This is a genomic window from Variovorax palleresanus, assembly GCF_051144945.1.
Classification (GTDB): domain Bacteria; phylum Pseudomonadota; class Gammaproteobacteria; order Burkholderiales; family Burkholderiaceae_C; genus Variovorax; species Variovorax paradoxus_S.
This window is the reverse complement of record NZ_JBJNVP010000002.1, coordinates 3,171,850-3,197,009: the sequence shown is the minus strand read 5'-3', so window position 1 is coordinate 3,197,009 and position 25,160 is coordinate 3,171,850. Positions and strand designations below refer to the sequence as shown.

The 25,160-nt window shown below is 69.1% G+C and carries 14 protein-coding genes; 4 read left to right on the top strand and 10 right to left on the bottom strand.

Translation table 11 applies throughout. The features are described from left to right. Window positions 1-18 precede the first annotated feature (18 nt). From ACJ7Z0_RS18885 to phnD (ACJ7Z0_RS18845), 9 genes are all read right to left on the bottom strand, one after another. A complete protein-coding gene (locus ACJ7Z0_RS18885; RefSeq protein ID WP_434791061.1) occupies window positions 19-1,926 on the bottom strand; it encodes a protein kinase domain-containing protein in 1,908 nt (635 codons plus the stop codon). Between the two features lie 625 nt (window positions 1,927-2,551). Further along, entirely contained in the window at window positions 2,552-3,172 is a 621-nt protein-coding gene (gene tagF / locus ACJ7Z0_RS18880; RefSeq protein ID WP_434791060.1) for a type VI secretion system-associated protein TagF, read from the bottom strand. Then, window positions 3,169-6,768 (bottom strand): type VI secretion system membrane subunit TssM, encoded by a 3,600-nt coding sequence (tssM, locus tag ACJ7Z0_RS18875; RefSeq protein ID WP_434791059.1) that lies wholly within the window; start codon window positions 6,766-6,768, stop codon window positions 3,169-3,171. The genes tagF and tssM overlap by 4 nt, the downstream gene beginning before the upstream one ends. Beyond that, window positions 6,765-8,093, bottom strand: coding sequence for a DotU family type VI secretion system protein (locus tag ACJ7Z0_RS18870; RefSeq protein WP_434791058.1), 1,329 nt, complete (start codon window positions 8,091-8,093; stop codon window positions 6,765-6,767). The genes tssM and ACJ7Z0_RS18870 overlap by 4 nt, the downstream gene beginning before the upstream one ends. A gap of 32 nt (window positions 8,094-8,125) precedes the next feature. After that, on the bottom strand, window positions 8,126-9,457 hold the full coding sequence (gene tssK / locus ACJ7Z0_RS18865; RefSeq protein ID WP_431125319.1) for a type VI secretion system baseplate subunit TssK: 1,332 nt from the start codon (window positions 9,455-9,457) through the stop codon (window positions 8,126-8,128). Between the two features lie 103 nt (window positions 9,458-9,560). Further along, window positions 9,561-12,530 (bottom strand): zeta toxin family protein, encoded by a 2,970-nt coding sequence (locus ACJ7Z0_RS18860; RefSeq protein WP_434791057.1) that lies wholly within the window; start codon window positions 12,528-12,530, stop codon window positions 9,561-9,563. After that, window positions 12,527-12,877: a hypothetical protein gene (locus tag ACJ7Z0_RS18855; protein WP_434791056.1), complete on the bottom strand. Its 351-nt coding sequence runs from the start codon at window positions 12,875-12,877 to the stop codon at window positions 12,527-12,529. The genes ACJ7Z0_RS18860 and ACJ7Z0_RS18855 overlap by 4 nt, the downstream gene beginning before the upstream one ends. A 235-nt stretch (window positions 12,878-13,112) precedes the next feature. After that, window positions 13,113-14,156, bottom strand: coding sequence for a phosphate/phosphite/phosphonate ABC transporter substrate-binding protein (phnD, locus tag ACJ7Z0_RS18850; RefSeq protein ID WP_434791055.1), 1,044 nt, complete (start codon window positions 14,154-14,156; stop codon window positions 13,113-13,115). Between the two features lie 8 nt (window positions 14,157-14,164). Then, the gene (gene phnD / locus ACJ7Z0_RS18845; protein WP_434791054.1) at window positions 14,165-15,178 is read right to left on the bottom strand and encodes a phosphate/phosphite/phosphonate ABC transporter substrate-binding protein; all 1,014 of its coding nucleotides are present in this window, start codon (window positions 15,176-15,178) and stop codon (window positions 14,165-14,167) included. A 257-nt stretch (window positions 15,179-15,435) separates the two neighbouring features. On the opposite strand from phnD (ACJ7Z0_RS18845), the gene ACJ7Z0_RS18840 reads away from it, so the two are divergent. The 4 genes from ACJ7Z0_RS18840 to ACJ7Z0_RS18825 all read left to right on the top strand — a co-directional run bounded on the left by ACJ7Z0_RS18840 (window position 15,436) and on the right by ACJ7Z0_RS18825 (window position 21,340). Then, window positions 15,436-17,325 (top strand): ATP-binding response regulator, encoded by a 1,890-nt coding sequence (locus ACJ7Z0_RS18840; protein WP_434791053.1) that lies wholly within the window; start codon window positions 15,436-15,438, stop codon window positions 17,323-17,325. Between the two features lie 170 nt (window positions 17,326-17,495). Next, the gene (locus ACJ7Z0_RS18835; RefSeq protein ID WP_434791052.1) at window positions 17,496-18,557 is read left to right on the top strand and encodes an ABC transporter substrate-binding protein; all 1,062 of its coding nucleotides are present in this window, start codon (window positions 17,496-17,498) and stop codon (window positions 18,555-18,557) included. After that, window positions 18,554-20,545: a hybrid sensor histidine kinase/response regulator gene (locus tag ACJ7Z0_RS18830; protein ID WP_434791051.1), complete on the top strand. Its 1,992-nt coding sequence runs from the start codon at window positions 18,554-18,556 to the stop codon at window positions 20,543-20,545. Before ACJ7Z0_RS18835 ends, ACJ7Z0_RS18830 begins: the two co-directional genes overlap by 4 nt. Before the next feature lie 27 nt (window positions 20,546-20,572). Beyond that, a complete protein-coding gene (locus ACJ7Z0_RS18825) occupies window positions 20,573-21,340 on the top strand; it encodes a hypothetical protein (protein ID WP_434791050.1) in 768 nt (255 codons plus the stop codon). 3 nt (window positions 21,341-21,343) lie between these two features. Here the strand turns inward: ACJ7Z0_RS18825 and ACJ7Z0_RS18820 are convergent, their stop codons facing one another. Next, window positions 21,344-25,159 (bottom strand): two-partner secretion domain-containing protein, encoded by a 3,816-nt coding sequence (locus tag ACJ7Z0_RS18820; RefSeq protein ID WP_434791049.1) that lies wholly within the window; start codon window positions 25,157-25,159, stop codon window positions 21,344-21,346. Window position 25,160 lies beyond the last annotated feature (1 nt).

The following is a 25,160-nucleotide window of genomic DNA, read 5'->3' as shown; positions in this document are numbered from 1 at the left end:
CCAACGCTCTACAGACGATTACTTCTCGACGATTTTGAAATTCGCGACGCCGTAGACGTCGTTGCATGGGGTGCTGGGCGCGCAAGCGGGCTTGCCCAGCAAGGGCGACGGCCCTGTGCCGCGGCTGGCTTCGAGCGCCGCCAGCACGGGCAGCGGAAACTGCGGAAACACGCCGTCGTTCTGCATGCCCGAGGCGCTGAAGTCGCGCTCGTGCTGGCTGACGAGCACCGCGAACTGGTTGGTGCCGGCCGGTCCGCCGGCATCCATCGGCCATGAGGCGCGCGGCAGCGACAGCGGGCTGTTCGCGGTGATCTTGTTGTACTTGTCGAGCAGGTTGGGGAACAGCAGGAACATCTCGCCGCCGCTGGACAGCAGGAACACGTAGACGAAACCCTCGCGCTTGCTGCGGACCTCGAAGGCCAGCTTGTCCTTGCCTATCGCCACTTCGGGCTTCTTCGGCGTGGCCGTCACGTCGAATCCCGGCGCCGCGCCGGCCGCGAGCGACTGCAGGGATTCGAGCGGCGTACGGGGCGTGGGCGGAGGCGGGGGAGGCGGCGGTGGGGGCGCCTGGGTCACACGGGGCTCGGGCGGCGGCGGTGTTGCAACTGCCACCTGCTTGCCGCCATCGCCCTCCGCGCCCGCGGTGCGGCCCTGGTACCACCACCAGCCACCACCCGCCACAGCGGCGAGCACGGCCACCGAGGCGATCGCGGCCACGGCCTTGCCGTTCTTTGCGTTCGCACCGGCACCCGCGCCTGGAGCGGGTGCAGGCGCGGGTATCGCCTTGCCGCGGCCGATGGTCGTCGGCAGGTCGGCGTTGCTGTTGGTGCGAGCGCCCGAGCCCGGCGGCGTGGTCCGCGGCGTCGGCGCGATGCTGTGGCCCACCTCCAGGTCGAGCGCGGCGCGAAACTCGGCCATCGACTGCGGCCGCGACTCGGGCCGCACGCCCAGGCCCGCGTCGATGGCCTGCAGGAGCCGCAGGCTGTAGCGCTGGCGCAGGATCTCGTTGCCCGCCAGCGGCACATAGCTGTCGGACAACAGCCGCGCCACCGAAGGCGGCGGCGCGCGGCCGCACACGGCCACGTGCATCACCGCCGCCAGTGCGTAGACGTCGGTCCATGCGCCCTGCGACATGTCGGGCATTTCGGCGTACTGCTCGATGGGCGCGTAGCCGGGCTTCAGGATGACGGTGATCGCCTGCGTCTTGTCGGTGATCACGCGGCGCGCGGCCCCGAAGTCGAGCACCACCGGCCGGCCGGAACCTTCGAGCAGGATGATGTTGTCCGGCGCGATGTCGCGGTGGTAGCAGTTGGCGCTGTGCATCACCGCCAGCGCCTGCGTCACGCCGTCCATGATGCGGATCAGCCACGCCTCGTCCACACCCGCGGGAATGGACACCAGCGCCTGGCGCAGCGTGTCGCCGCGGTAGAACGGCATCACCATGTAGGTGGTGCCGCGCTCCTGCCAGAAACGGTAGACCTTCAGCAGCGAGGCATGGTCGAACTGCGCGAGCAGGCGGGCTTCGTTGATGAAGCTGCGCATGCCGAGGTCGAAGGTTTCCCTGTGTCGCTCAGACAGGGGGACCACTGTTCCGTCCTGCTGCCTGGTCGACAGCGAAGTCGGCAGGTATTCCTTGATGGCGACGACGCGCTCGAGGGTGTGGTCCCAGGCTTCGTAGACGACGCCGAAGCCGCCTTGGCCTACGACGCGGGTGATTTCGAATTCTGCTAGGCGGCTGCCTACGGGGAGGAGGCCGGCTTCGTTGGCTTCCGTGGCGGGGCCGGTGACCGGGGCGTTGGACAAGGTTGTCGGCTTGGCCGTGATGACGGTGGCCGAGGTGTCTTGTTCGTTGCCCGCGGGTTGTTGGGCTGGCCTTGACATGACCTGTGTGCGGTCGTCTTCGGGGGGCGTGTTTTCTTCGGTCATTGGCTGGCTCCCGTTTGAACGTCGACGGGTGCTTGATTTCCGAGGCCGGGTGTCGCCCCGGCGGGCGACTCACTTTCTTTTGCTTCGCCAAAAGAAAGTAAGCAAAGAAAAGGCGACCCCACTGTCTGCGACCCTTCGCTGCGCTGCGGGCAACCTGCGGTGCTCGGGTTTCGCGGGGTCTCGCAGAACTCGCTTCGCTCAAACAGCTGCGAGCCCTGATCCGCGAAACCCTGCGCTCCTCGGCGCATACAGAGGGGCTTGGAGACCGAACGGGCCTTTGCTTCGCTCGGCCACCAAGCCACCGCAGGCGCGTAGCGCCTGCGGTGGTTGGTATCGAATTGAGTTTTGTATTGGGGCCGAGCGAGAGCGAAGGCTGCCCGCTCCCACCCCTTCTGTATGCGCCGAGGAGCGCAGATGGAGGCGGGATCAGGGCCGCAGCTGTTTGAGCGAAGCGAGTTCTGCGGACCCCCGCCGGAGTCGAGCACCGCAGGTTGCCCGTAGCGAAGCGAAGGGACGCAGACAGTAGGGGTCGCCTTTCTTTGCTTACTTTCTTTGGCGAAGCAAAGAAAGTGAGTCGCCCGCCGGGGCGAGACCCGGCCTCGGACAACAAAAGAAAGCAAGGACTTCATTCCCCACCCCCAACAAACAAAGCCTCGAACTGCCCATCCAAAGGCAACCCGGCAACCACCATTCGAGCAGTCCCATCAGCGCCCGGATCACTCATCCACAACGAACCCCCAGCCCCCGGCAACACCAAAGACTCCACCGCACCAACGTGCACGTCACCGGCAGCAGCAGCAGCAACAAACAACCGCTCAAGCACAGCATCGAACCGCAGCGCATCCAGATCCCCCTCAAGCCCTTCGAGCGCAGCCAGAGTCCCGCGCGACCACCAGCGCAACGCAACTTGCAGCGCATCCCCCCGCAGCACCTCTCCCGCAGAAGCATTCAGCTCGACAGCGATAGTGAACGGAAAGTACCGCCCCACCCCATCCACCGAAGGCATCAACACACCAATCCACGCCCCCTCGCCGGCAACCTGCGGCCCCAAAGCAAAACACCAGATCGGCGCCTCCAGGTAGTGCGCAGTCCAGTCAGCATGACGATCCTTCAACCGCGCCAAACCACGCTGCAGCCACTGGTCCCACACGGAACGAAACGACTCAGGCAAGCGCCGATGCGCAAAGTCCCCCATGCCCGGCAACTTGCCGAACCACCCCGGCAGCGCATCTGGAGAAGAAGTCACAACCCCTCCGGACAGGAGAACTCGCGCAGTTCCTTCAAACGGATCGGATGCTGCACGCTGTTCGTCGTCACCTCGAAGCGCGTCTTGCGCGGACCGACCTGGAAAGTGATGAAGAATTTTTCGGGTGCATCGCCGGCTTCGAGCTGGCCGTCGTCGAGCGCGCGGAACAGCGCCCACGGCCCATCGACTGCCGACCCCGAACTGCCGGTGGTCGAAGGCGGGCTCACCTGGATACGTACCTGGTTGCTGCCCTTCGGGCCGGGCCACTGCACGGCCATGGGCACCACGGGGCCGTGCGCGTACTTCACCAGTTGGCCGTCCACGTCCAGAATGAATTGCGTGATGCCCGCATCCATCTCCACCGGCTTGAAGTCCAGCCGCATCGAAGGGCCGCGGCCGCCGCCGCGGAAGAAGATGTCCTTGATGCGCGCGGCACGCTCGAACTGCGCCAGCGCCTGCGTGGTGACGGCGCCGCGCTCGGCCACGGGCTTGTAGCGCCACGGCTTGGTGCTGGTGTCGACCAATGCGGCCAGCCGCTTCTGGAAGAAATCGTCCATCAGGCCGCCGGCGCCGAACATCTGGCCGAAGTCTTCGGGCAGCACGTCGCGCTTGCTGCTGCCCACGAAGGGGTAGCGGCCTGCGATGGCGCGGTTGCAGAACTCGGTCACGGGGCGCAGGTCCTGGCTCAGGTTGCCGCGCTCGGCCACCTGGGCCTGCGCGGCGCCCGACTGGCTCAGGTTCTCGACCATCGTGCGCACCGGCTCGGGCAAGCGGCCCGCGTCGGACTTGAGCTTGCCGGCCACGTCGCCGGGCGGCGGCGAGGTGCGGCCCTTCACGGCCGTGTCGACGGCGTTGAGGTACACGTACACCTCGTTGAAGAGCTTGAGCGCGTCATCGATGGGCGCAGGCTGGTTCGGCGCAACGGGCGTGACCAGGCGGCGCAGCGGTTCGAAGCGGTCGTCCACGATGCTCTCGATGCGCTTGCCGCTGGCCACCGCCTTGTTCGGATCGCCGCCGAACAGGTCTTCCAGGCCCTTGCGGGTGTTGGCGACCGTCGCGGTGGCCTTGCTCACCACGTCCTTGGGCTGGTCGGCCGGAATGAGCGTGGTTTCCTTCACCACCGCACGCAGAAAGTTCGCAAGCGGAGAGCCCACGCCCGAGAGAATGCGCGCGGCCTCGATGTTCTTCTCGAGCCCGCTGGCGCGGATCAGCCGCACGTCGGCCAGCAGCGTCTCCCACACCTTGACGTATTCCGCCAGGTAGAGCCGGCGCACGCGGTCGGTCAGCGCGCCAAGGGCGGCCACGTCGCGCATGCGGTCGGCGGCGCCGCGGTCTTGCCCGAGCACCCACGGGTCTTCCTGCGCGAGCAGGCCGGTGAGCACCGTCACCTCGTTCTGGAAGCGCTTGTGGTATCCGTCGTAGGTAAACATGCCCGGCACGCCTTCGGTCAGCGGCTTGCCGCTGATGCGCTCGAACACCAGCGGCGCCGAGGGGCCCGCGGCGGTGGCGATGCTGAACCCCGGAATGTCCTTGGTGGCGCGCTGGCGTTTGAGGCGGCTGAACACGCGCTGCTCCAGCGGATAGCTCGCGAGCACGGCGCGCACGCTGCGCACCAGGTTCTCGTCCATCTTGAGCGGCGAGCGCGGCGGGCCTTGGGCGATGAGCACGTCGAGCTGGTCTTCGAGCGCCTGGCGCTGGTCTTCGGGAATGCCGCGGTCCAGGCTGCGCGCCCAGTCGAGCGTGATCCAGGCCTTGAGCGCCTCGGCATCGAAGTGCTCGGGCTGGTAGAGCATCAGGTAGCTCTTGAGCGCCTCGTACGTGTATTCGAGGTTGTCCTTCTGCGCGGTGCGCAGCTGGTCTTCGATGCGCTTGGCAATCTGCGGCAGGAAGGCATCGTTGAGCGCGCGCTGGTGCGTGAGCATGGCGGCCGCATCGAGCTTGTCGCCCTGGTAGAGGCCGAGCGTCATCGACAGCGGCTCGTTGCCCTGGCGGTTGTCGGGCGTCTTCCAGATGTCGCGCAGGCCCTGCAGCACCGGCGCCACCTCGACCAGGTTCTGCACCCGCGAAGGCAGAGCCGCGAGGTTCTGGCGCGCGGGCTCGACACGCGCCTCGACCGACTTCAGGTAGTTGACGTTCTGCAGCGTGCTGTAGCCCCAGCTCGCGAGCAGCGCGAGCGTGACCAGCGTCATGGCCGCCACGCCGGCCATGCGCAGCGTGTGGCGCCGGCGTTCCAGCTTCACGTTGGCGCCGGCCAGGCGCTGCTCGGGAAACACCACCTCGCGCAGCAGCGCGGTGAGAAAGTAGCTGCGGCCGCTCGACTTCTGCGGCGCCAGCATGGCGCGCTCCAGGCCGAAGCTGCGCGCGAGGCTGCCCATCACGCGGTCGATCGGGCTGCCTTCCTGCGTGCCGCTGGTGAAGTACACGCCGCGCACCCACGGCGGCTGCGCAAAGCGCGAGCCGGTAAAAACCTGGTCGAGCAGGTCGGACAGCATCGAGCCGATGGAACCGAACTGCGCCGGAAAGCCGAAGATCGCCGCGCGGCGCGTGCCATCGGTCTCGCGCTGCATGCGGGCAATGAGCCCGTCGTTGACGCGGTTGTGCAGCAGCGCGAACTCGCGGTTGAAGGCGGTGGAAAGGCCCTTGTCGTCGGCCTGCACGTTCTCGTCGGCCGGCAGCGTGAAGCCGAACACCTGCGCGCGCTGCTCCTTTCCGAGGTCGTCGAAGTAGTCGGTGAAGCCGTACAGCAGATCGCTCTTGGTGACGAGCACATACACCGGCAGCCGCGTGGTGAGCTTCGCATCGAGCTCGAGCAGTCGCGCTCGGATCGACGCCGCCAGCTGCGTGCGCTGCTCGGGGCCCTGGCTCAGCAGGTCGGCCACGCTCACGGTCAGGAACACGCCGTTCAGCGGGCGGCGCGGGCGCGCTTTCTTCAAGAGGCCGAGGAAGCCTTCCCATGCGCTCTTGTCTTCCGATTGGTGGCTGTCCTGCGTGGTGTAGCGGCCGGCGGTGTCGATGAGCACGGCCTCGTCGGTGAACCACCAGTCGCAGTTGCGCGTGCCGCCCACGCCGCGGATGGCGCCGGGGCCGAACTTCTCGGCCAGCGGAAACGAAAGGCCCGAGTTGACCAGCGCCGTGGTCTTGCCCGCGCCGGGCGCGCCGATGAAGACGTACCACGGCAGGTCGTACAGGTAGCTGCCGCCGGAAATGGAAAGCCAATCGCGCCAGCCGGGCTTCTTGCCGGCCGCATGCAGGCGCATCTGCTTGAGTGTGGCCACGGCGTCGCTGAAGCGCGTGTCGAGGATCTTCTGCTCGCCGTTGACCGGCGCATCGGTCTTGGCGGCAGGCGCCTTCATGAGGCCGTCGGTCAGGTGCTGGCTCGCACGGCGCGCGCGCCACCGGCGGTAGAGCGCGCGCAGCACCACGATGAGCACGATGGCGCCGATCAGCAGCGCGCGCGCAAGCTCGCTTTCGAGCGGCGCCCATGCGCCGATCTTCACCAGCGGGCCGATCCACCAGATCAGCAGCGCAACGATGACCAGCGCGAGGATGGTCAGCAGCACCGGGCTGAACAGGAAGCCGAAGATTTTCTTGATCATTTCGTCACTCCCGCCGCAGCGACCCGGTCCGGCTCGGACAACAGAACGATGTCGACGCGCCGGTTGCGCGCGCGGTTGGCCGGCGTGTCGTTGGCGGCCACGGGTTCGGCGTCGGCCTTGCCGTCGGAGCGCATGCGCGCCGGGTCGACCAGCGTGGTGAGCGCGCCCTTCACCGCATCGGCGCGCGCGGCCGACAGATGCCAGTTGGACGGATAGCGCAGCGAACGGATCGGCTGGTTGTCGGAGTGGCCGGTGATCAGCACCTCGCCCTTTACTTCAGCCAGCGCCTGGCCGATGCGGCGCAGCACCGGCAGCGAAGCCGCCATCGGCTCGGCGCTGCCGGAGCCGAAGAAGGAATCGCCGCGCAGGCGCACCACGCTGCGGTCGGCCTCGTCGGTCACGGTGACCAGGCCCTGCTTGATCTCGGGCTCGAGAAAGCGCGCAAGCCGCGGCGTCTTGGCCGGCGCGGCGGGCGGCGCGATCTGGAGGTTGGGCACGCGCAGGCCCAACACGGCGGCATAGGTGGTGTCGGAGCGGTAATTGAGCGTGAGCCGCAGGCCGAACCACGCCAATGCCAGCAGCAGCGCGAAGCCGGCCGCGAACACCCACAGCGGCAGCGATTCGCGCAGCCGCACCGTGCCGGCGCCCTGCCCGCGCCAATGCGGCGAAAGCTCGGCTTCGAGCGGCGGGCGGTCCTTCGCAATGAGGTCGGCCAGGCGCTGGCGCACCGAGTCGAGCTGCGCGCGACCGTTGTCGACCACGCGGTAGCGGCCCTCGAAGCCGAGCGCGAGCACGCTGTAGATCAGCTCCAGCAGCTGCCGGTGCGTGGGCACGTCCTGCGCGAGCTTGGCGAGCAGCTGGAACACCTTCTCGCCGCCCCAGGTCTCGTTGTGGAACTGCACCAGCAGGCTCTGCTTGTTCCAGCCGGCCTGCACGCCCCAGGGTGTGTTGGCCACGGCTTCATCCAGTGCGGTGCACAGCACGTAGCGCGCGGCCAGCACCGACTCGTTGCTCACGCCCGCGCGACGCGCGGCGGCATCGAACTGGTTCACCGCTTCGGCGGTGGAGGCGCGCAGGGCTGGCACGTTGGGCGGCTGCACGAGGTTGCGCAGCTTGCCGATCAGCACCAGCAGCTTGCCGGCCGCCGACACCAGCGGATTGAGCAGGCCGATCTCGCCGAGCTCCACCGCGGGCGTCGGATCCGCGCCGCCGAAGAAAGGCGCAGGCGCGGCAGCGGGCGGCGGCGTACCCGCCGGCGTGCGCGGCTTGGGCTTGATGACCGTGCGCTCCGACTCAAAAGCGGCGAAGGGGTCTGGTGTGGTCATGATGGTGTTCCGTTTCCGTCAGCCCGGTGCGGCTAGGAACGAATGGCCCAGAACGCGAGGTCGAGGCCGGGAAAGTCGCCCGCGATATGCATCGCGATGCCGCCCGATTGCTCCAGCTGGCGCCACAGGTCGCTGTTGCGCGTTTCGAGCTCGAAGTAGTTGGCACCGGTGTGGAAAGGGATCTGGCGCGGCGCCACTGGCATGGGCGTGAGCGTGACGCCCGGGAGCGCCAGGTTGACCAGGTCGCGGATGCGCTCGACCGGGCCGATCTTGACTTGCGTGGGAAAGCGCGCGCGCAGCGCTTCGCTCGGCATGTTGGCGTTCACCGCGAGCACGAAGGTGGCCTTGCGCTGCAGCTCGACGTCGGTGACCACCGCCACGCGCACGCCGTGCTTGCGGTCATGCAGGTCGATGCGGATGGCCGACTGCTCCAGCACCATCGAGAGGCTGCGCCGCAGGTCGTCCATCAGTGGACGGAAGCTCAGCGCCAGGTCGTCGTGGATGTAGGGGCCAAAGCGCGCCACGCGGCGCGAATCGCGAAAGCTCGCGAGATCGCCCGCCAGCCCGAGCGCATGCTCGAAGAAATGCTGCGGGTGCAGCATGGCGCTCTTGGCCAGGTGCGCAAAGATCGCTTCATTGCGGTTGACCGTCTGCAGCAGCATGAAGTCGGCGATCTCGGCCACGCCGCCGGTGCCACCCTGCGTCATGCGACCGGCCAGCGCCTCGCCGCGCTGGCGCATGAGGCCCAGCAGCTCGTCGAGCCAGGCCCGGATCACGGCATGGCCCGCCACGTCGAGCAGCGGCGGCAGCATGGCGCGGTCGAGCTGCACCTGGTTGTCGACCCGGCGCTCGACCACGCGGGCCACGCCCAGGGTGGTCCACGCGTCGGTCGCTTCGCTGGCGCGCATCAGGCGCGTATGAAGCTGGCCCAGTTGCAGCATGGCGGTGCGCTCGCCGGCGGTGTTGGAGTCGGGCACTTCGGACTCGAGCACGCGGTGGCGCACCAGCTCTTCGTATTCCTCGGCATCGGCCTCGCGGGCACCGGCGCGGCGCAGCGGCAGCGCCAGCATCACGGCCTCGTCACGCATGGTGGGCGGAATGTCGATGGGCTCGGGCAGCGGATCGACCGCCGGCATGTCGAACACGGTGCCGTCGCCGAAGATGCCCACCGCGCGCACCAGTGCCAGCTTGCCCAGCGTGAGCGCGGCCTGATCGATCTCGATCTCCGCGAAGCCCCAGGCATAAGGCGTGGTGGAACGCAACAGCACATGCCGCGCATGGTCGCCATGACGCTCGCTCTGCTGCAGGTGCTGGGGCTGCAGCAGCATCCCCTCGCTCCAGACCACTTTTGTTCGCCAACTCATCCGCACTCCGTCAAAGGCAAGGGCTGCCCGAAAGAAGCACGGAGTTTCCGGCGCAGAGGGCCGGCGGCAAATCCGCCTAACGGCCTAGGCGGGGCATTTGGAGCTACCGCGAAGGGACTAGATGCTCGTTCCCCTGTTGCTGCGCCCGCTGGTGCTCCTGCTGCTCCTGGTGTTTGTCAGCCTGCTGCTGTTGCACGAACTGCTGCGCCTGCGCCCATCCCTGGCTCGTCTGCTGCACCGAAACATCGGCACTCTCCACCGGCACGCCCGCCACCTTCATCCACACCGTGCCCAGCGGCCCCTGCGCCATCCAGACGTCCTTGCCACTGGTGCCGATGTCCACGCCATCGATGCGCTCCAAGCCGCTGCGGCAGGCCTGCACCGCCAGGCACGCGGCCATGTTGTCCGTGCGCTGGTCGGAGGAGCGGCCCATCCTGGCATCGAGCGCGCGCATGTGTTCCCGGGCCTGCTGGAACAGTTCGTAGCCCGGGTGGCCGGGGTGGTCGATCCGAAGCTCAGGGCGAGAAGCGGCCGCGGGAGGTTGCGCGGCCTGCCTCTGGTCGCTCTCATCGCGCCGCTCCAGGCCGCTTTGCCCGCGCTGGCCGGCCATGCGTGCCATCTGCTCCCGCATTTCAGCCAATTCGGCCTGCGCCGCGGCCACCTGGGCTTGCGCCGCCGCAATGTCTGCGGCAGTGGATGGGGCCATCGGCTGGGCATGTGTGGGCGTGGCGGCTCGCCGTTCGGCAGGGGCAGGCCGCACAGGGTTGGCATGATCCTGTGCCACAGGCGCCATCGCATGCTCCCCTCGGGTTGGGGGCGGAGTCTGTATGGCGGGGACAGGCGGCGCGGGCTGTCTCTGCACCGGCGCCTCCTCCAGCAGATGCCTGTGCGTACGGTCCTGCGTGCGTTCCACCGAAGGCTGCAGCGTCCTTTGAGGGCTCGGCTCGTTCCTGAACCGCTCCCTGTCCTGCGCCTGCGCGATGCCCAGGCCACGCATCAGGTCCTGCTCCTGCGCCTGGTGCATCCGGTACAGCGGGCTGCCTTTGGCGTGGTGGGTCGCATCGAGCTTACCCACCGGCTGCAATGAGCCCTGAGAAATCTGCTCGGGTTCGTCGCGGCGCTTGTGCGCCTCGGCAAAGCTCATGCCGCCGGGCGTGCGTGTCACGCGCTGTTCGTGCGTGGTGATGCGTTCGATCTGCTGAGGTGTCAGATGGCCGCTCGTGGGCTGAGGCGGTGTGGGCATCTGCTGGCGTGTGGCATTGGGCTCCTCGCGCGCATGGCCTTGGGCGGCGTGGGTGAAGGCGGCCGGCACCGGGCCGTGTTGTTTCCATCCATACTGAGCGTAGGCGTCCAGATAGCGCTGCGCGATGGCTTGTGGGCTGTGGACGATGTTGTCCGCGATGACGCGCTGTGCCGCTGCGTCCAGTTGCCGGCCCTGCTCCGGGCTGGCCGTGACCGTGCGCTGAACCGGCATGCCGTGGGTCATGGGCGTGGGCGCTTCGGCGGTCTGCCGCGTCCAGGCATGGCTTTGCGGATCGCGTGTCCACGGCTGGCCGGCGCCGATGCCGGGGCGCACCGTTTCGCCGATGCTCTCGGGCGCTTGCCTGAACGGGTCTTGGGGTGCGGGCGGGTGGGCCAGCGCCAGTTCGACGGCGGTGCTGCTGGCCTTGTAGTTCAGCTCGTCGGCCAAGCGGGGCGCGGCGTGCAGCAGGTGGTTCCTGTAGCCTGCACCCTCAGGAGGTCCCTGAGGGCCGAACTCACCGGGCCGGGGCAGACGGGTCCAGCCCTGCGCGGGCTGGCTGGGGTCGAGGTTCCAGTCGTTGCCGTCGCTGCCGCGCTGGTTGTAGATGCGGGCGCGATCCACCACATCCATGATCTTGTCGCCGGCCACGGCGCCCACGAAGCCGCCGGCCAAGCCTGCGACCAGGGCCCCGGGGCCGGTCTCGATGCCGGCTGCCGCTGCTGCCGAACCCACGGCCATGGCGCCACCGGCCATGCCGAGGTTGCGGCCCGCGAAGTGCATCACCTGCGACTGGGCACCGGTGAGATTGTTCTGGTCGAGCAGGTTCTTGGTGTCTTGGCCGGTGGTGACGGCGTCGTGGGCCAGAGCGGCGGTGCCGAAGACCTTCAGGCCGAGTGCAACACGTGCAGCGCCGGGCTCGATGCGAACGCTGCGGTCGACCGCGGCGGTTTCGGTGGCGACGCGCTCTACTCTTGGCGCCACACCCTGCGCCTGGCGCTCGGGCGGGAGGTTCTTCGCTGTCTCCAAGTTGATCTTGGGGTTGCGTTCGAGGGTGTCGGGCAACCTTCTATGGAAGTCCTGCTGGGTGCGAGCGTCCTTTGCTGTGTCGCGCGTGATCTTGGGGTCGGCCATGCGGGCCTCGCGCGCCTGCTCCAAAGCAGCACCGGGCTTCAGAGGGCTGGTGTGGCTGTCGTACAGCTGCGCGCCTTCCCGGTTGTAGATGCGAATGCGCGCGCCGGTTTGCTCCTGCACCTTGTCGAGGTTGGCTGGCAGTGCCTTGTAGGCGGCATCATGAAACTCGCCAGGAACGTGGCGGCCGTAGCCTTTCTGGTCGAGTGATTCTGTGAAGCGCCGATCAACACCCAGTTCGCTCTCCAGCCGGTGCGTGGCAACAACGCGCACCTCGACGCTGTAGCCCTTGGCCTGCAATCCTTTGATGGTCTGGATGGCGCCGTCTGCATTGCCCAATGTGGTGTCAACGATCAGGTTGCGCCGTCCCGCGACGGCAGCATCGCGCAGTTCACCGGCCCAGCGGCTCGCGTCGTAGTGCGTGTGGCCCGACCAGGTGTAGGGATGGGCTTCGCGAAGCTTCTTGAAGTCGGGATGGAGTTCGCGCTGGGCATCCGGGTCGATGGGGACGATGTTGTCGGAGAACTCAAACTGCGCAGCCTTGACAAGATTGCCCTTGCCGGCGCCGGGCTGGCCCGCCAGAACGATGGCGTGAGGGCGTGCTTGAGGTGTTGTTTCAGGCAGAGCGCTTCTGGGTACAACACGTTCCGCGAAGACACGGCGATGGGTTTCGGGATCGAGTTTGCCGGTGGGGTCGCTCATTCGAACGCCCCCTTATAGGTCTCGAAGTAGTCCCGCAATTCGGGGAGGCTCCGGGGGCGGCCTGCGACTACCAGCGCGTCGTACTTGATCTTGGCCCGATAGATTGCCTGCGAATCGCCGGTTTGCTCGGCCTCCTTGAGGGCTTCGTAGGCGTCGGAATAGAGGGCGCTGAGGGTGTCTTCGAGGCGCCAGATGGCCCATTCAAAGGGCGGAATCGAGGCAGGGCCGTCCATGACGACCTTGGTAAGAACATCCTGAATTTCCTGAATCAGCTCCGGATAGTCCTTGAGCGTCTCGCGCAGGAACTGCGGCACAGGAGGCTGGGGAATTGAATGTGTCCAGATCATGAATTTCCCTTTCCGCGCTCATTTGCGCGGCTGTTTTATTGATGGATGTGTGACGATCAAGCGTACATCCGAGAAGACGCTGCACGATCTCATCGCCTGCCTAACCAGCCGCGTTGCGCGGATGGATTTCACGATCACGATCACGATCAATCGTTCATTGGCGCGAGTAGGTTCCAGATCCCGATAAGTCCGATGCTGTCAACGGAGATATCCAGCCAAGCGCCGTGCGCCTTGCTCAGCGCGGGGCGGTAGAAGCCGCGCGCAATGCCTCGACCTGTTCCTTATAGGTCTGCTCGACGCGCCGCAGCCGCTGCTCGCGCGCCGCCTCGTTGACCCACGCGGCGGCCATGGCGCGCTGTTTGCCGAGCTCGTATTCGAGCAATGCCTCGGGCAGCAGCGCGCTGTCGTCGGCCGGGGCATAACCGTAGGCCGCGCGCAGCGTCTTGAGCACCTCGCGCTCGGCGTCTCCGCGCGGGCCCTTGCCCTGGCCATAGCCGACCAGGAAGGCTTGCAGCCGGGCCTGGAACTCGGGCGGATAGGCGCGCCGCACCACCATCTGCGCACCGGGCGGCGGCTCGGACTCCCAGACGACGTGAAGCCGCGCGGCCTCGACCGGGAACTGCTCCCTGAAGCGCTCGAAGTCCGTCGTGTTGTTGGTGGCCACGTCGGCGTCGCCATTGGCCACGGCGAGCGCGGTGGCCTGGTGGTTGCCGACGACCTCGCCACGGAAACGCGTCTCCAGTTCGATGTTGCGGGGCAGGAAGAGCTGGCTTTGCGGAACGAGGAATCCGGTCACCGAACGGCTGTCGCCGCGCGCCAGCCGCCAGCGCTCGGGTTCGGCCAGCACGGCTTCCAGCGTGTTGGGCACGCCGGCCTTGCGCGTCAGCAGCACCGCGCGGTGCATCGGCATGCCGGGGCGGCGCGCGATTTGCGCCACCACTTTCATGCGCTGCTGCATCACGGCGTCGAGCGCCATCTTGGCCGACAGAAAAGCCATGTCGATCTCGTCGCGCTTGATGGCGCGGTCGAGCTCTTCGTAAGACGCCACCGAATAGGCGCTCACGGGTACGCCGATGGCCTGGCTCAAGTCGGCCATCAGCGGCATCCACAAGGCGCGCGATTCGACGGTGCCGCCCAGCGGCAGCACGCCGAAGCGGATCGACGCGACCGGCGCCGCCTTGTGAGCGCCCACTGCGCCGCCCTGCGCCAGAGAACCGGCGGCCGCGGCGGCCAGCGCCGTCGCCACCGCAAACAGGCGGAGGACGCGCGAAAACGCCATGGGCAACATCAGGGCGACAGATCCCGCAAGACGGTGACCTGCTCCGCGTAGCTGGTTTCGATGCGCTGCAAACGCGCCTGTCGCGCCGCGTCGTTGACCCACTGCGCGGTCATGGCGTTTTGCTTGGCCAGCTGGTAGGCGAGCTTGGCGGCGGGCTGCAGCGAACTGTTGTCCGCGGCCACGAAACCGGCCAGGTCGTGCAGCGACTTGAGCACCAGGCGTTCGCCGTCGCCGCGCGGGCCCTTGGCGCGCCCGTAGCCGATCAGGAAGGCCTGCACCCGGCTGCGCAACTCGGGCGGGTATTCGCGCCGCACCACGATCTGCGCATGCGGAATGAGCTCGGATTCCCACAGCACCTCCAGCCGCTGGGCCTCGGCCGGAAAGCGCTGCTTGAAGCGCTCGAAATCGGCCGTGTTGTTGGTGGCCACGTCGGCTTCGTTGTTGGCCACGGCCAGCGCCGTCGTCTGGTGGGTGCCCACGATCTCGCTCAGGAAGCGCGTCTCCATCGCGATGTGGTTGGGCAAAAAGAACTGCAGCTGCGGCACGATGAAGCCCGACACCGACTGCCGCTCCCCGCGCGCGAGGCGCCAGCGTTCCGGCTCCGCGAGCAGACTTTTCTTGGTGTTGAACGGCGGCGTCTTGCGGGTCAGCAGCAACGCGCGGTAGCCGGGCAGCCCGTCGTGCCGCACCACCTGCGCCACCACCTTCATGCGGCGCTGGGTGACGGCGTCCAGCGCCATCTTCCCGGACAGGAACGCCATGTCGACCTCGTCGCGCTGAATGGCCTGCTCGAGCGCTTCGTACGAGTTGACCGACAGCACGCTCACGGGCCGTGCAATGGCGCGGCTCAATTCGGCCAGGAGGGGATCCCAGTCGCTGCGCGATTCGAAGGCGCCGCCGAGCGGCAGGATGCCGAAGCGCACCGGCGCATCGGGCAGGAGCGCAGGCTGGGCCGCTGCCGGCAGAGATACCAGGGGCAGCACGGCGAGCAGCGTCAACAGGGCGGCGCCTCTTCGCACCACGGCGGCGGCACGCCAGAATCGCGCGCAACGGCGGGTGGCGCGAAACGCGTCAGGAGTGCCGGAAGCCTTCCGGACGCTGCATAAGGAGGCCTGCATTTTTTGACACGTAGACAGGGGGCCGCTGCGGACCAGCGGGTCTAACATCCGTAAAGCGACGCAATTAGATACCAAGTACGGGTTATTTTCGTGATGTTTTTCCCATATTTCGCTAGCGCAGCCAGTCCCCTAAGCTTGACAGCCATGCTTCCAATGCCCTCATGAACTGGAACTTCCACGTCCTGCGAGGGCTCGCCCGCCTCACGTTCGCGCAGCAGCTGATCCTGCTCGCGCTGGTGCCTGCCACCGCGGCCACGCTGGCGGCCATTGCCGTTCTGACGCGCCAGCACCTGGACAACCTGACCGAGCTGATGCGCGCCAATGCCCAGACGGTGGCACTGCAGGTCGCCACGGCGGCCCAGGCCCCGCTGGTGCGCATGGACCGCCGCATCCTGCAGCGCACGGCCCAGTCGGGTACCTACCAGCCGCACGTGCAGCAGGTGCAGATCTGGTCGGACGACGGCGAGATCGTGGCCAACTCCGAAACGGTCGACCGCGCTCGCGGCGAAGGCCTGCAGGTGGTGGTGCCGATCGTGAGCGAAGAGGGCAAGCAGAGCGGCAAGGTGATGGTCGAGATGAGCCTGGACGCCGTGCAGCACGCACGGCGCTCGGTGTGGCTCAACGTGGTGCTGGTGCTGGCCGTCAGCCTGGTGGGCGTGGGGCTGGCGGGCTGGTGGGCGGCGCGGCGCATCAGCGAGCCGATCCGCGCGCTGGGCAAGGCCGTCGACCGCCTGGGCGCGGGCGAGGCCGCGAGCGTGGCCATCGAGGGCACCTCCGAAGTCCGACATCTGCAGCATGGCTTCAACCAGGCGGCGCGCGCGCTGGCCGAAAGCCACCGGCTGCTGCAAAGCCGCATCAGCGAGGCCACGGCCGAACTGGCGCGCAAGAACCAGCAGCTCGAAGTCGCGAGCCAGGCCAAGACCCGCCTGCTGGCCGCGGCCAGCCATGACCTGCGCCAGCCGCTGCACGCGCTCACGCTGTTCTCCGACGGCCTGGCCAACGGCGAGACCGACCCCGTGCGCCTGCAGCGCATCGGCCACATCCGCGAATGCGTGGATTCGCTCGACCGGCTGTTCTCGGAACTGCTCAACCTCTCGCAACTCGATGCCGGCGTGCTGCAGCCGCAGTGGGCGGACTTTCCGCTGGATCAGCTGTTCGACGAGATCAGCCGCAACTTCCGGCCGGTGGCCGAGCAGCAGGGCCTGCGCCTGGTGGCGCGCAAGACCGACCTCTGGGTGCGCTGCGACTACGTGATGCTCTCGCGCATTCTCAACAACCTGGTGTCGAACTCGCTGCGCCACACCATCGAGGGCGGCGTGCTGATCGGCGCCCGGCGGCGCGGCCGGGGCGTGCGCATCGACGTGGTCGACACCGGCGTGGGCATCGCGGTGCAGCACCAGGCACGGGTGTTCGAAGAGTTCTATCAAGTGGAAAGCACCGGCCGCCAGGCGCCCCGTGGGCAGCGCGGCATGGGCCTGGGGCTGGCCACCGTGCAACGCCTGGCCGACCTGCTCAACACCCGCGTGGAGCTGACCTCCAGGCCGCACAAGGGAACCTGCGTGCGCGTGGTGGTGCGTTCGGCACCCGCCGCGCTGCCGGCGCTCGATGCCACGCCCGCCATCGGCGCCATCGAGGAGGAGGCCAGCCTCGAGCAGCTGCGCATCCTCGTGATCGACGACGAGCGCACCATTCTCGAAGGCCTCACCGTGGTCCTGACCAACTGGGGCGCCGAGGTCATGGCGGCGCAGACACGCGCAGAAGCGCTGGCGCTGGCCGATGCGTGGGAGCAGCCGCCCGACGTGGTGGTGAGCGACCTGCTGCTGCAAGGGGGCGACAACGGGCTCGACGTGATCGCCGCGCTCGAGCGCCACCCGCGCGGCATCGGCCCGGGCACGGCGCGCCTGCTGGTCACGGGCGAGACCAAGCCCGACCGGCTGCGCGAAGTGGCGAGCGCCGGCATCGCGGTGCTCTACAAGCCGGTTTCGCCGCGCGTGCTGCGCCAGGCGATCCAGGCGCAACGCGCGGTTGCACTGCTGAGCGCCGACGCCTGAGGCCCCTTCGCGGGGCCCTAGTCCATCGGACATAGGCCAAGCAGCTGCCGCACTGTGCACTTCGTCACGCTGGCAAGCGGTGGCGGGTGCCGACATAAGCCCTCCGCCTTATCGCGCGAAGCAGAGGGCTTCCGTACATTGGGTACTGCCCCTTGCTGCAGAGGCAGTCCATGTTTGTCGCCGTGAACCCTTTCATCTCGCTCTTCCGGAAACGGCTGCACCGCGGCGCCCGCATCGCGCTCGCCATGGGCGCGGCGCTGCTCGCCGCCCACACCCCGGCCGCCGCTCTCACGGTGTTGATGGGGGACGAGCTCGCGGCGCACTCGGAGTTCGTTCAGTATCTTCGCGCGGGCCAGGAGCCCGGGTCCCGCTTCGACCTGGTGCGGCTTTCGCCGGGCGGCGCGGACACGCCGCAAGCCACGGAGACGGCCAGCACCGAACCCGAGCGCAGCGCCAATGCCAGCGTCAACGCCGGCGTGCGCACGCGCAGCCTGCGCGCGCTGGCGTCGGACGCCAACCTCACGATGGCGGTCGGCATGCCGGCCGCGCGCGCCGCGCTCGAACGGCCGGGCCAGCAGCCGCTGGTGCTCGCCATGCTGAGCCGGCTCGACTACGAGAACCTGCGCGCCACCAGCCCCGCGCTGCGCCGTGGCGACCGTCGCGTGGGCGTGCTGCTGCGCGACCCGGCCATGGCCGACCAGCTCGCCCTGGTGGGCGCGGTGCTGCCGCAGAAGCAGCGCATCGGCGTGGTCGCCACGCCCGAATCGGAGCCGCTGGTGCGCGAGCTGCAGCGCGCCGCGCAGGGCGGCAGCCCGCCGTGGGACGTGCAGGTCGAATACGCGCCCGACGCCAAATCGCTGGCCGCATCGCTGCGCGCGGTGGTGCCGCGCAGCGATGCGCTGATGGTGCTGCCCGACCTGATCGGCGACAGCCAGGCCGCCACGCTCTCGGTGCTGCGCGCCGGCGCGGAGGCGGGCCTGCCGGTGTTCGGCGCCAGCGAAGGGCTGGTGCGCTCGGGCGGGCTTGCCGCGGCGGTGTCGACGCCCGCGCAGCTGGCGCAGCAGGCGCGGCTGCTCGGGCAGAAGCTCGCCAGCAGCGGCGGCGGCGCGAGTCCGCTGGTGGAGTCGGCCACGCCCGCCGCCGTGCGCGTCAACGCCACCGTGGCGCGCGGACTCGGACTGCGCTTGCCGGAGGAGCGGGAACTGGCCGAGCGGCTCACCGTCACGCGATGAGCGACAAGCTGCCGCCCGAAGGCACGCGCGCCGACATCACCTCGCCGCCGCCACAGTCCGCGCCCAAGCTGATGGTGCGCGGCAACCTGCAGCGCGACCTGTTCCGGCTCGGCGTGGTGCCGTGCGCCGCGGTGGCGCTCGCGCTCACCGGCTGGTTCACCCACAGCCGGCTGCAAACGCTCGAGGCGGCCTTCGACGCCGAGGGCCAGGCCGTGGCGCGCCAGGTGGCGGCCATGTCCGACCTGAGCCTCTATGCCGGCGACCTGCCGGCGCTGCAGAACGTGGCCAACGCCGCGCTGCGCGGCGGGCAGGTGATGCGGGTCGAGATCAGCAACAGCGCCGGCGTCTTCGTGACGGCCGGGCCCAAGGCGTCGTCGCTCGCGCAGCTGCGCATGTTCACCTCGCCGGTCACGCTGCGCGAAGCCTCGCGCGCCAGCGCCTTCGCGCCCGCGGGCTCCACCGCGGCGGGTGAAACGCCCATCGGTCTGGTGCAGACCTTTCGCGACACGACCGCCTATGCACGCGAGCGCAGCCGCTCCCTCATGGCGGGCATCGGCATTGCGCTGGTCGCCCTGCTCGCGGCCTGGGCCTCGGTGCGCCACATGGCGCGCACCGTGGCACGGCCGCTGCGACGGGTGTCGCGCACGGTGGCCGCGCTGGAGGCCGGGCATTTCGAGGCGCGCTGCGACGTGGTCGAGGGCGATTCGCACCACGCGCCGCCGGTGGCCGGCAGGGGCGACTCGCACGAACTCGCGGTGCTCGCGCGCGACATCGACCGGCTGGCCGAGCGGCTGCAGAGCAACCGCCGCATCAGCGAGGAGCGCGTGCGCGAAGCCACGGCGGTGGCGCTGCAGCGCATGGCCGAGGCCGAACAGGCGGCGCTGTCGCGTGCTCGGTTCCTGGCCGCAGCCAGCCACGACCTGCGCCAGCCGCTGCATGCCATGGGGCTTTTTATCGACGGCCTGCTGCCGGGCGCCAGCCCCGCGCAGCGCCCGGCCGTGCTGCGCCTGCAGGAGAGCACCGAGTTCATGGGCGTGCTGCTCGACGACCTGCTCGAAATCTCCCGCCTCGATGCCCAGGTGCTGACCCCCACGATCACCAAGGTGCCGCTGGCCGCGCTGTTCGACCAGCTCGATGCGCAGCATGCGGCCACCGCGTCGGAAACCCGCGTGCGGCTGCGCTGGAGCGACCGCGGCCTTGCGGTGCGCAGCGACGCGGCGCTGCTGCAGCGCATCGTCGGCAACCTGGTGGCCAACGCGCTGCGCCATGCCCCTTCGGGCGGCACCGTGCTGGTGGCCGCGCGGCGCAGCCGCAAGGACGGCGACAACGTCCGCATCGAGGTGCGCGACAACGGCGTGGGCATTGCGCCCATCCACCAGGGCCGGATCTTCGAGGAGTTCTACCAGGTGGCCAACACCGAGCGCGACCGCCGCCGCGGCTTCGGGCTGGGCCTGGCCATCTGCGCGCGCATTGCCGCGCTGCTCGGCACCCGCATCACGGTGCGATCGGCGCTGCAGGCCGGCAGCACCTTTGCGCTCACCGTGCCCGCGGCCCATGCCGACGAGGCCACCACGCCCGCGCCGCTGCCCGTGGCGCTCACGCCCCTCGCAGGCCTGCACTGCATGGTGATCGACGACGACCCGGTCATCCTCGACGGCAGCCGCGCCCTGCTGGAGCAATGGGGCTGCCAGGTCGAATGCGTTTCCACCGGCGCCGAGGCCATCGCGCGGCTGGGCACGGGCGACCTGCATTTCGATGCCGTGCTGTGCGACCTGCAACTGGCCGGCGACGACGACGGCATGGACGTGATCACCGCCGCCAAGCGGCTGCAGCCCGACGCGCTGGCCGTGCTCGTCTCCGGCGCCACCGGGCCCGAGGTGCTGCAGCGCCTGCGGCATGGCGGCGTGATGCTGTTGACCAAGCCGGTCGCGCCGGCCAAGCTGCGCGCACTGCTCACCACGCGGCGGCATGCGGCCACACCGGCCTGAACGCCCACCTACCGAATCTCATCACCGATGCTCGACCTTGCCGCCCTGAAAGACATCCGGCCCTTCGTCGCCACGCCAAACTACAACGGCGCGCTGACCTCGATCTACGTGCGCAGCCTGCTCGGCCTCGTGAACCTCGCCTGGACCCACGGCTTTTCGATGCAGACGCGCTTCCTCGACGGCGACAGCCTGATTCCGCGCGCACGCAACCGGCTGGTCGCCGAGTTCATGGCCGACACGCGCTGGACGCATCTGTTCTGGATCGATGCCGACATCGGCTTCGAGCCCGCAGCGGCGTTGCGGCTGCTGCTGGCCGGCCGCGACGTGGTGGCCGGTGTCTATCCGCTCAAGGAGGACGGCTGGCCCGCCGGTGGCCTGCGCGAGGCCTTGCCCGCGGGCAGCACGCGCGCCGACTTCGAGGCTCGGCATGCGCGCTTTCCGGCCAACGCATGGACCGGCGCGCGCGCAATCGATGACGACGGTTTCGTCGAGGTGCTCGATGCGCCCACGGGCTTCATGCTGATCGCGCGCTCGGTGTTCGAGCGCCTGGCCGACGCCCGGCCCGACCTGCGCTACACGCCCGAGCCGTCGCGCGATGCCGCGGCGCAAGCGTGGCCGCACTACCGGTTCTTCGACCTGCTGGCCGAGCCCGGCAATGGCCGCTACCTGAGCGAGGACTATGCGTTCTGCCGTCGCTGGCAGGCGCTGGGCGGCAAGGTCCACATCGATGCGCAGTCCGACCTGGCGCACCAGGGCCTGCGCACCTACACGGGCCGCTTCGGCGCTGCGGGCTAGCCCCTAGAAATCGGCGCAGCCGTTGCGCTTCTCGGAGTCGACGCAACTCGTGAGATTCGGCCGCGAGCGCACGCGCGACCATTCGCGCGCCAGCACGTCGTTGCCCTGCGAAGCGCGGTCGCCTTCCAGCGGGCCCGTCGCGAAGCAGATCGGTGGCGGACCGATGTTGCGGTCGTAGAGCCAGGTGGTCGGCAGTTCGCGGATCACGTCGACCTGCGGAATCTGCGGAAAGCCGCCGACCGTGAGCGTTCCCGGCACCACATTGACCAGATAGCCTTCGGCCGAGGTAAAGCTGCCGTTGATCGCATAGGCGCCGGGCGGGCTCGACCGCGTGGCCGCGGTGCCCACCGCACCGTTGAAGCCGGCGCCGCGGTCGCCGAGGATCAGGCCCGTGATGCTCCAGGTGAAGAGCGGGTTGTTCAGGCCGGCCGGTCGGGACGCATTGCCGATCACGACGGTGGCGGTCGGCCGCTGCGCATAGATGAAGTGGTTGTCGCCCGGCGACACGGTCACGCCGCACAGGCCCAGGTAGGCGCAGTTGTAGAGATTCGGCAGCAGGCCCGAGCCGGCGATGCCGCCGCGCGTTTCACCGACCCAGGTGTCGGCCCACACCCGCCACGGTGCGCCGCCCAGGCTGGCACCACCCACGTTCTGGAAGCGCGCCGCGGCAACCAGGTCGGTGCCGGAGGTGCTGCTCACCGCCGTGCCGAGTTGCAGGTCGCCGCTCAGCGTGCGCACGAACACCGTGTCCGCGGCCATCGAGCCGGCCGACACCACCTGCGGCGCGTTGCCGGCCGCGTCGTAGCCGATGATCGACACGGGGCCGACGCGCAGCTCGTCCACATCCTGGTAGCGGAACGCGCCTGCCGCCCCCCCGCCCAGCGTGTTCGCGCTCACGTTGTTGGCCGCCCGGTCGAGCAGCACGCTGCCGCCGGTGGAAAGGGCCAGCAGCGTGCCGGCCGTGATCGGCGCCGCCGCGGTCTGCGTGATGTTGCCGGCCGACACCAGGCCCACGCGCGGCGCCGTGATGGGGGCCTGCAGTGCGATGTTGCCGCCGCCCCCATTCTGCAGCGTGAGGCCCGAGGCCAGGGCGAGCGGCCCCACGACGTTGATGTCGGCCGCATGCGCATTGCTGCCCGCCACCACGGCGTTGCCGGCCGAGATGCGGGAGAACTCGTCGGCCGACACCGCGAAGCCCGTGCTGGCCGTGCCGCCGAGCGTGATCGGCGTCGCAACCTGGTCGAAGGCCGTGCCGTCGGCAGCCACGCCGCCGGGACGAAGGTTGACGACGTTGCCCGCGCTCGCGGTGCCATCGATGACCAGCGCATCGGTGCTGCCGTCGTTGCTGGCGCGCAGCACGACGTTGCCGCCGGCCGAAGACACGGAGACGCCCGCGAGCACCGTTGGGAACACGCCCGGCACGGGCGCCACGGGCCCGAGCCGCACGCCGGCGCCGTTGCCCTCGGCCTGGCCCGTGATCTCGATGCTGCCGCTGCCGGTGGTCGCGATCCGCGAGCCGTTGCGCAGCAGCACTCCGTCCCCTCCAGTGCCCGGACCGGCTGCGCCGGCCTGGCGCAGGCCGCGCACCGCGATGTTGCCGTCGACCGAGCGAAGCACCGCGTTATTGAGCACCACGCCATGGCCCGGGTTCTCGCTGCTGTTGCCCGAGAAGTTACCGATGCCGCGCAGCGTGATGTTGCCGCTGGTGGTCGAGATGTCGGTCTGCCGGTTCGGCGAGCCGGTGACCGTGAAGCGCGAGCCGAGCCGCACGCCACTGGTGTTGGCGCCGATGCCCGTGATGTCGACGTTGCCGGTCGAGGTGGCGATCTGCACGCCGCTGATGTTGACCGCCGCTTCCGTGAAGCCGCCGCCCGATGGCCCGCTGGTGTTGCCGAAGATCGTCACGGAGCCGCCCGCACCGGCATCGGTGCGGCCGACGCGCGTGTCGATGACGTTGCCGTTGAGGTTCACGCTCGGGCCCGCCCCCGAGGCCGACCAGGCGCCGTTCATCACCACATTGCCGCCGTTGGTGTAGATGTCGCCGCTGTAGCTCACCTGTCCGCCACCGGTCGCGGCACCCCCGCCGTTGACGTCGGTGTTGAACACCACGTCGAGCGGCCCGCCGGCGCCCGAGGACTCGATCACCACGTTGGCGTCGCCGCGCACGCTGCGGTGGGCGTCGAGCTGGAAGGTCAACGGACCGTTGGCGGTGCTGTAGTTGATGCGCACGCCGTTGAACATCCGGATGTCGCCATCCGTGGGCGAACCCGCCCCGGGATCGCCAGTCGTGATGCGCACGCTGGTGCCGCCGTTCAGGGCCGCATTGATGTCGCCGTCCTGGATCGTGCTGGCCGCGAGCGGTTCGAAGGGGTTGGTCGGCAGCGTGCCGGCCGCGGCACCGGGAACGATGTCGACATTGAACGGGTCGATGAGCCAGGTGCCCGCGGTGCCGGCAGGCGCGGCGGCGTCCACGCGCAGCCCGTCGATGCTGAAGCCGCCGCCGAGCCCATCGGCGGGCGCGGCGAAACCACCGGAAGTTTCGATGAAGCCGCCGTTTCCGCCGCCCGCGCCGCCGCGCGCCGAGATGCTGCCGAAGGCACGCAGGGTGCGCTCGGCCAGCACGCGAACGTCGCCGCCGCTGCCGGATGCAACGGCGTCTGCGCGCAGGATCGAACCGGCGCCGAACGCGATCGCGCCGGTATCGCCGATTTCGGTCACCGCGTTCGCATAAAGGCGGATGCGCCCGCCGCCCGCGCTGCCGCTCGCGTCGAGGACGCCGCGGTCGTCGTTTCCGGGCGGCGGTGGCGGTGGCTCCACGGGCGCGGAAACGTCGATGATGAGCGGAGGCGTGTAAGGCACCAGACCGATCGCGCGGCCCTTGATGTCGATGGTGCCACCCGTGAGGCCGGCGCCATTGCCCGCCGCGGACACCAGGCCGCCCGTCATGCGCACGCCCTCGGACGACAGGCCGCTGTCCAAGATGATTTCGCCGTTGCGCGAAGCCATGGAGTCGGCTCGCAGCACGCCGCGGAAATTGACCACGCCGTTCGACACTTCCGAGCCGCTCGTCGCCACCAGCGCCACACGGCCGCCGTTGGCCTGCATGGTGCCGCTGTTCGCCACGCCGCTGTATAGGCCTGGCGTCACCCGCAGCGTGGTGAGCCCGTCGCCGGCAAAGTCGAGCGTGACGGTCTCGCCCGACGCCATGGCGGCCGTGCCGCCGTCGGCAATGATGCTGCCGCTGTTGAATACCCGCGATCCGATGAGCGCCGCGGTGCCGCCGCTGCCCACCAGCGTGATGTTGCCCTGGTTGTCCACGGTGCCGAATGCGCCGTCCGGCTGCCTGAACTCAAGTTTGGACGCACCGGCCATGAAATCGGCGTTGCTGGTGGACATGTCCAGTGTCGAAGCGACCAGCCCGCCGACGCTGACCGACGAACCCTTCGAGAACGTCACGCCGGCCGGGTTGACCAGGAAGACGCGGCCATTCGCGTTGAGCGATCCGGCAATGGTCGAGGCCTCTCCGCCGATCACGCGGTTCAGCAGCACGCTGCTGGCGCTCGGCTGCGCAACGTTGACCGTGGCGCCCGTCGAAATGGAGAAGGTGTTCCACTGCGCGATGGCACGGGCCGTCGTCTGGTTGATGTTCATCGTCGCGGCGTTTGGCGTCGCGGTGGTCACGCCTCCGGCAATGGCCGAGAAACCGGTGGGCAGGGTCTGGGCCAGCGCGGGCGCCAGGCCCAGGCACACCAGCGCGAGCGCGACGGGGCGCAGCTGCAGGCGCGGTTGGAATCGTGGGGAACGGTTGTGCATTGCCATG

Bases quoted from the DNA above. Each gene is read 5' to 3' on its own strand.
- ACJ7Z0_RS18885 (WP_434791061.1), bottom strand. From the start codon at position 1,926: ATGACCGAAGAAAACACGCCCCCCGAAGACGACCGCACACAGGTCATG.
- tssM (WP_434791059.1), bottom strand. From the start codon at position 6,768: ATGATCAAGAAAATCTTCGGCTTCCTGTTCAGCCCGGTGCTGCTGACC.
- ACJ7Z0_RS18870 (WP_434791058.1), bottom strand. From the start codon at position 8,093: ATGACCACACCAGACCCCTTCGCCGCTTTTGAGTCGGAGCGCACGGTC.
- tssK (WP_431125319.1), bottom strand. From the start codon at position 9,457: ATGAGTTGGCGAACAAAAGTGGTCTGGAGCGAGGGGATGCTGCTGCAG.
- ACJ7Z0_RS18860 (WP_434791057.1), bottom strand. From the start codon at position 12,530: ATGAGCGACCCCACCGGCAAACTCGATCCCGAAACCCATCGCCGTGTC.
- ACJ7Z0_RS18855 (WP_434791056.1), bottom strand. From the start codon at position 12,877: ATGATCTGGACACATTCAATTCCCCAGCCTCCTGTGCCGCAGTTCCTG.
- phnD (WP_434791055.1), bottom strand. From the start codon at position 14,156: ATGGCGTTTTCGCGCGTCCTCCGCCTGTTTGCGGTGGCGACGGCGCTG.
- ACJ7Z0_RS18840 (WP_434791053.1), top strand. From the start codon at position 15,436: ATGAACTGGAACTTCCACGTCCTGCGAGGGCTCGCCCGCCTCACGTTC.
- ACJ7Z0_RS18835 (WP_434791052.1), top strand. From the start codon at position 17,496: ATGTTTGTCGCCGTGAACCCTTTCATCTCGCTCTTCCGGAAACGGCTG.
- ACJ7Z0_RS18830 (WP_434791051.1), top strand. From the start codon at position 18,554: ATGAGCGACAAGCTGCCGCCCGAAGGCACGCGCGCCGACATCACCTCG.
- ACJ7Z0_RS18825 (WP_434791050.1), top strand. From the start codon at position 20,573: ATGCTCGACCTTGCCGCCCTGAAAGACATCCGGCCCTTCGTCGCCACG.
- ACJ7Z0_RS18820 (WP_434791049.1), bottom strand. From the start codon at position 25,159: ATGGCAATGCACAACCGTTCCCCACGATTCCAACCGCGCCTGCAGCTG.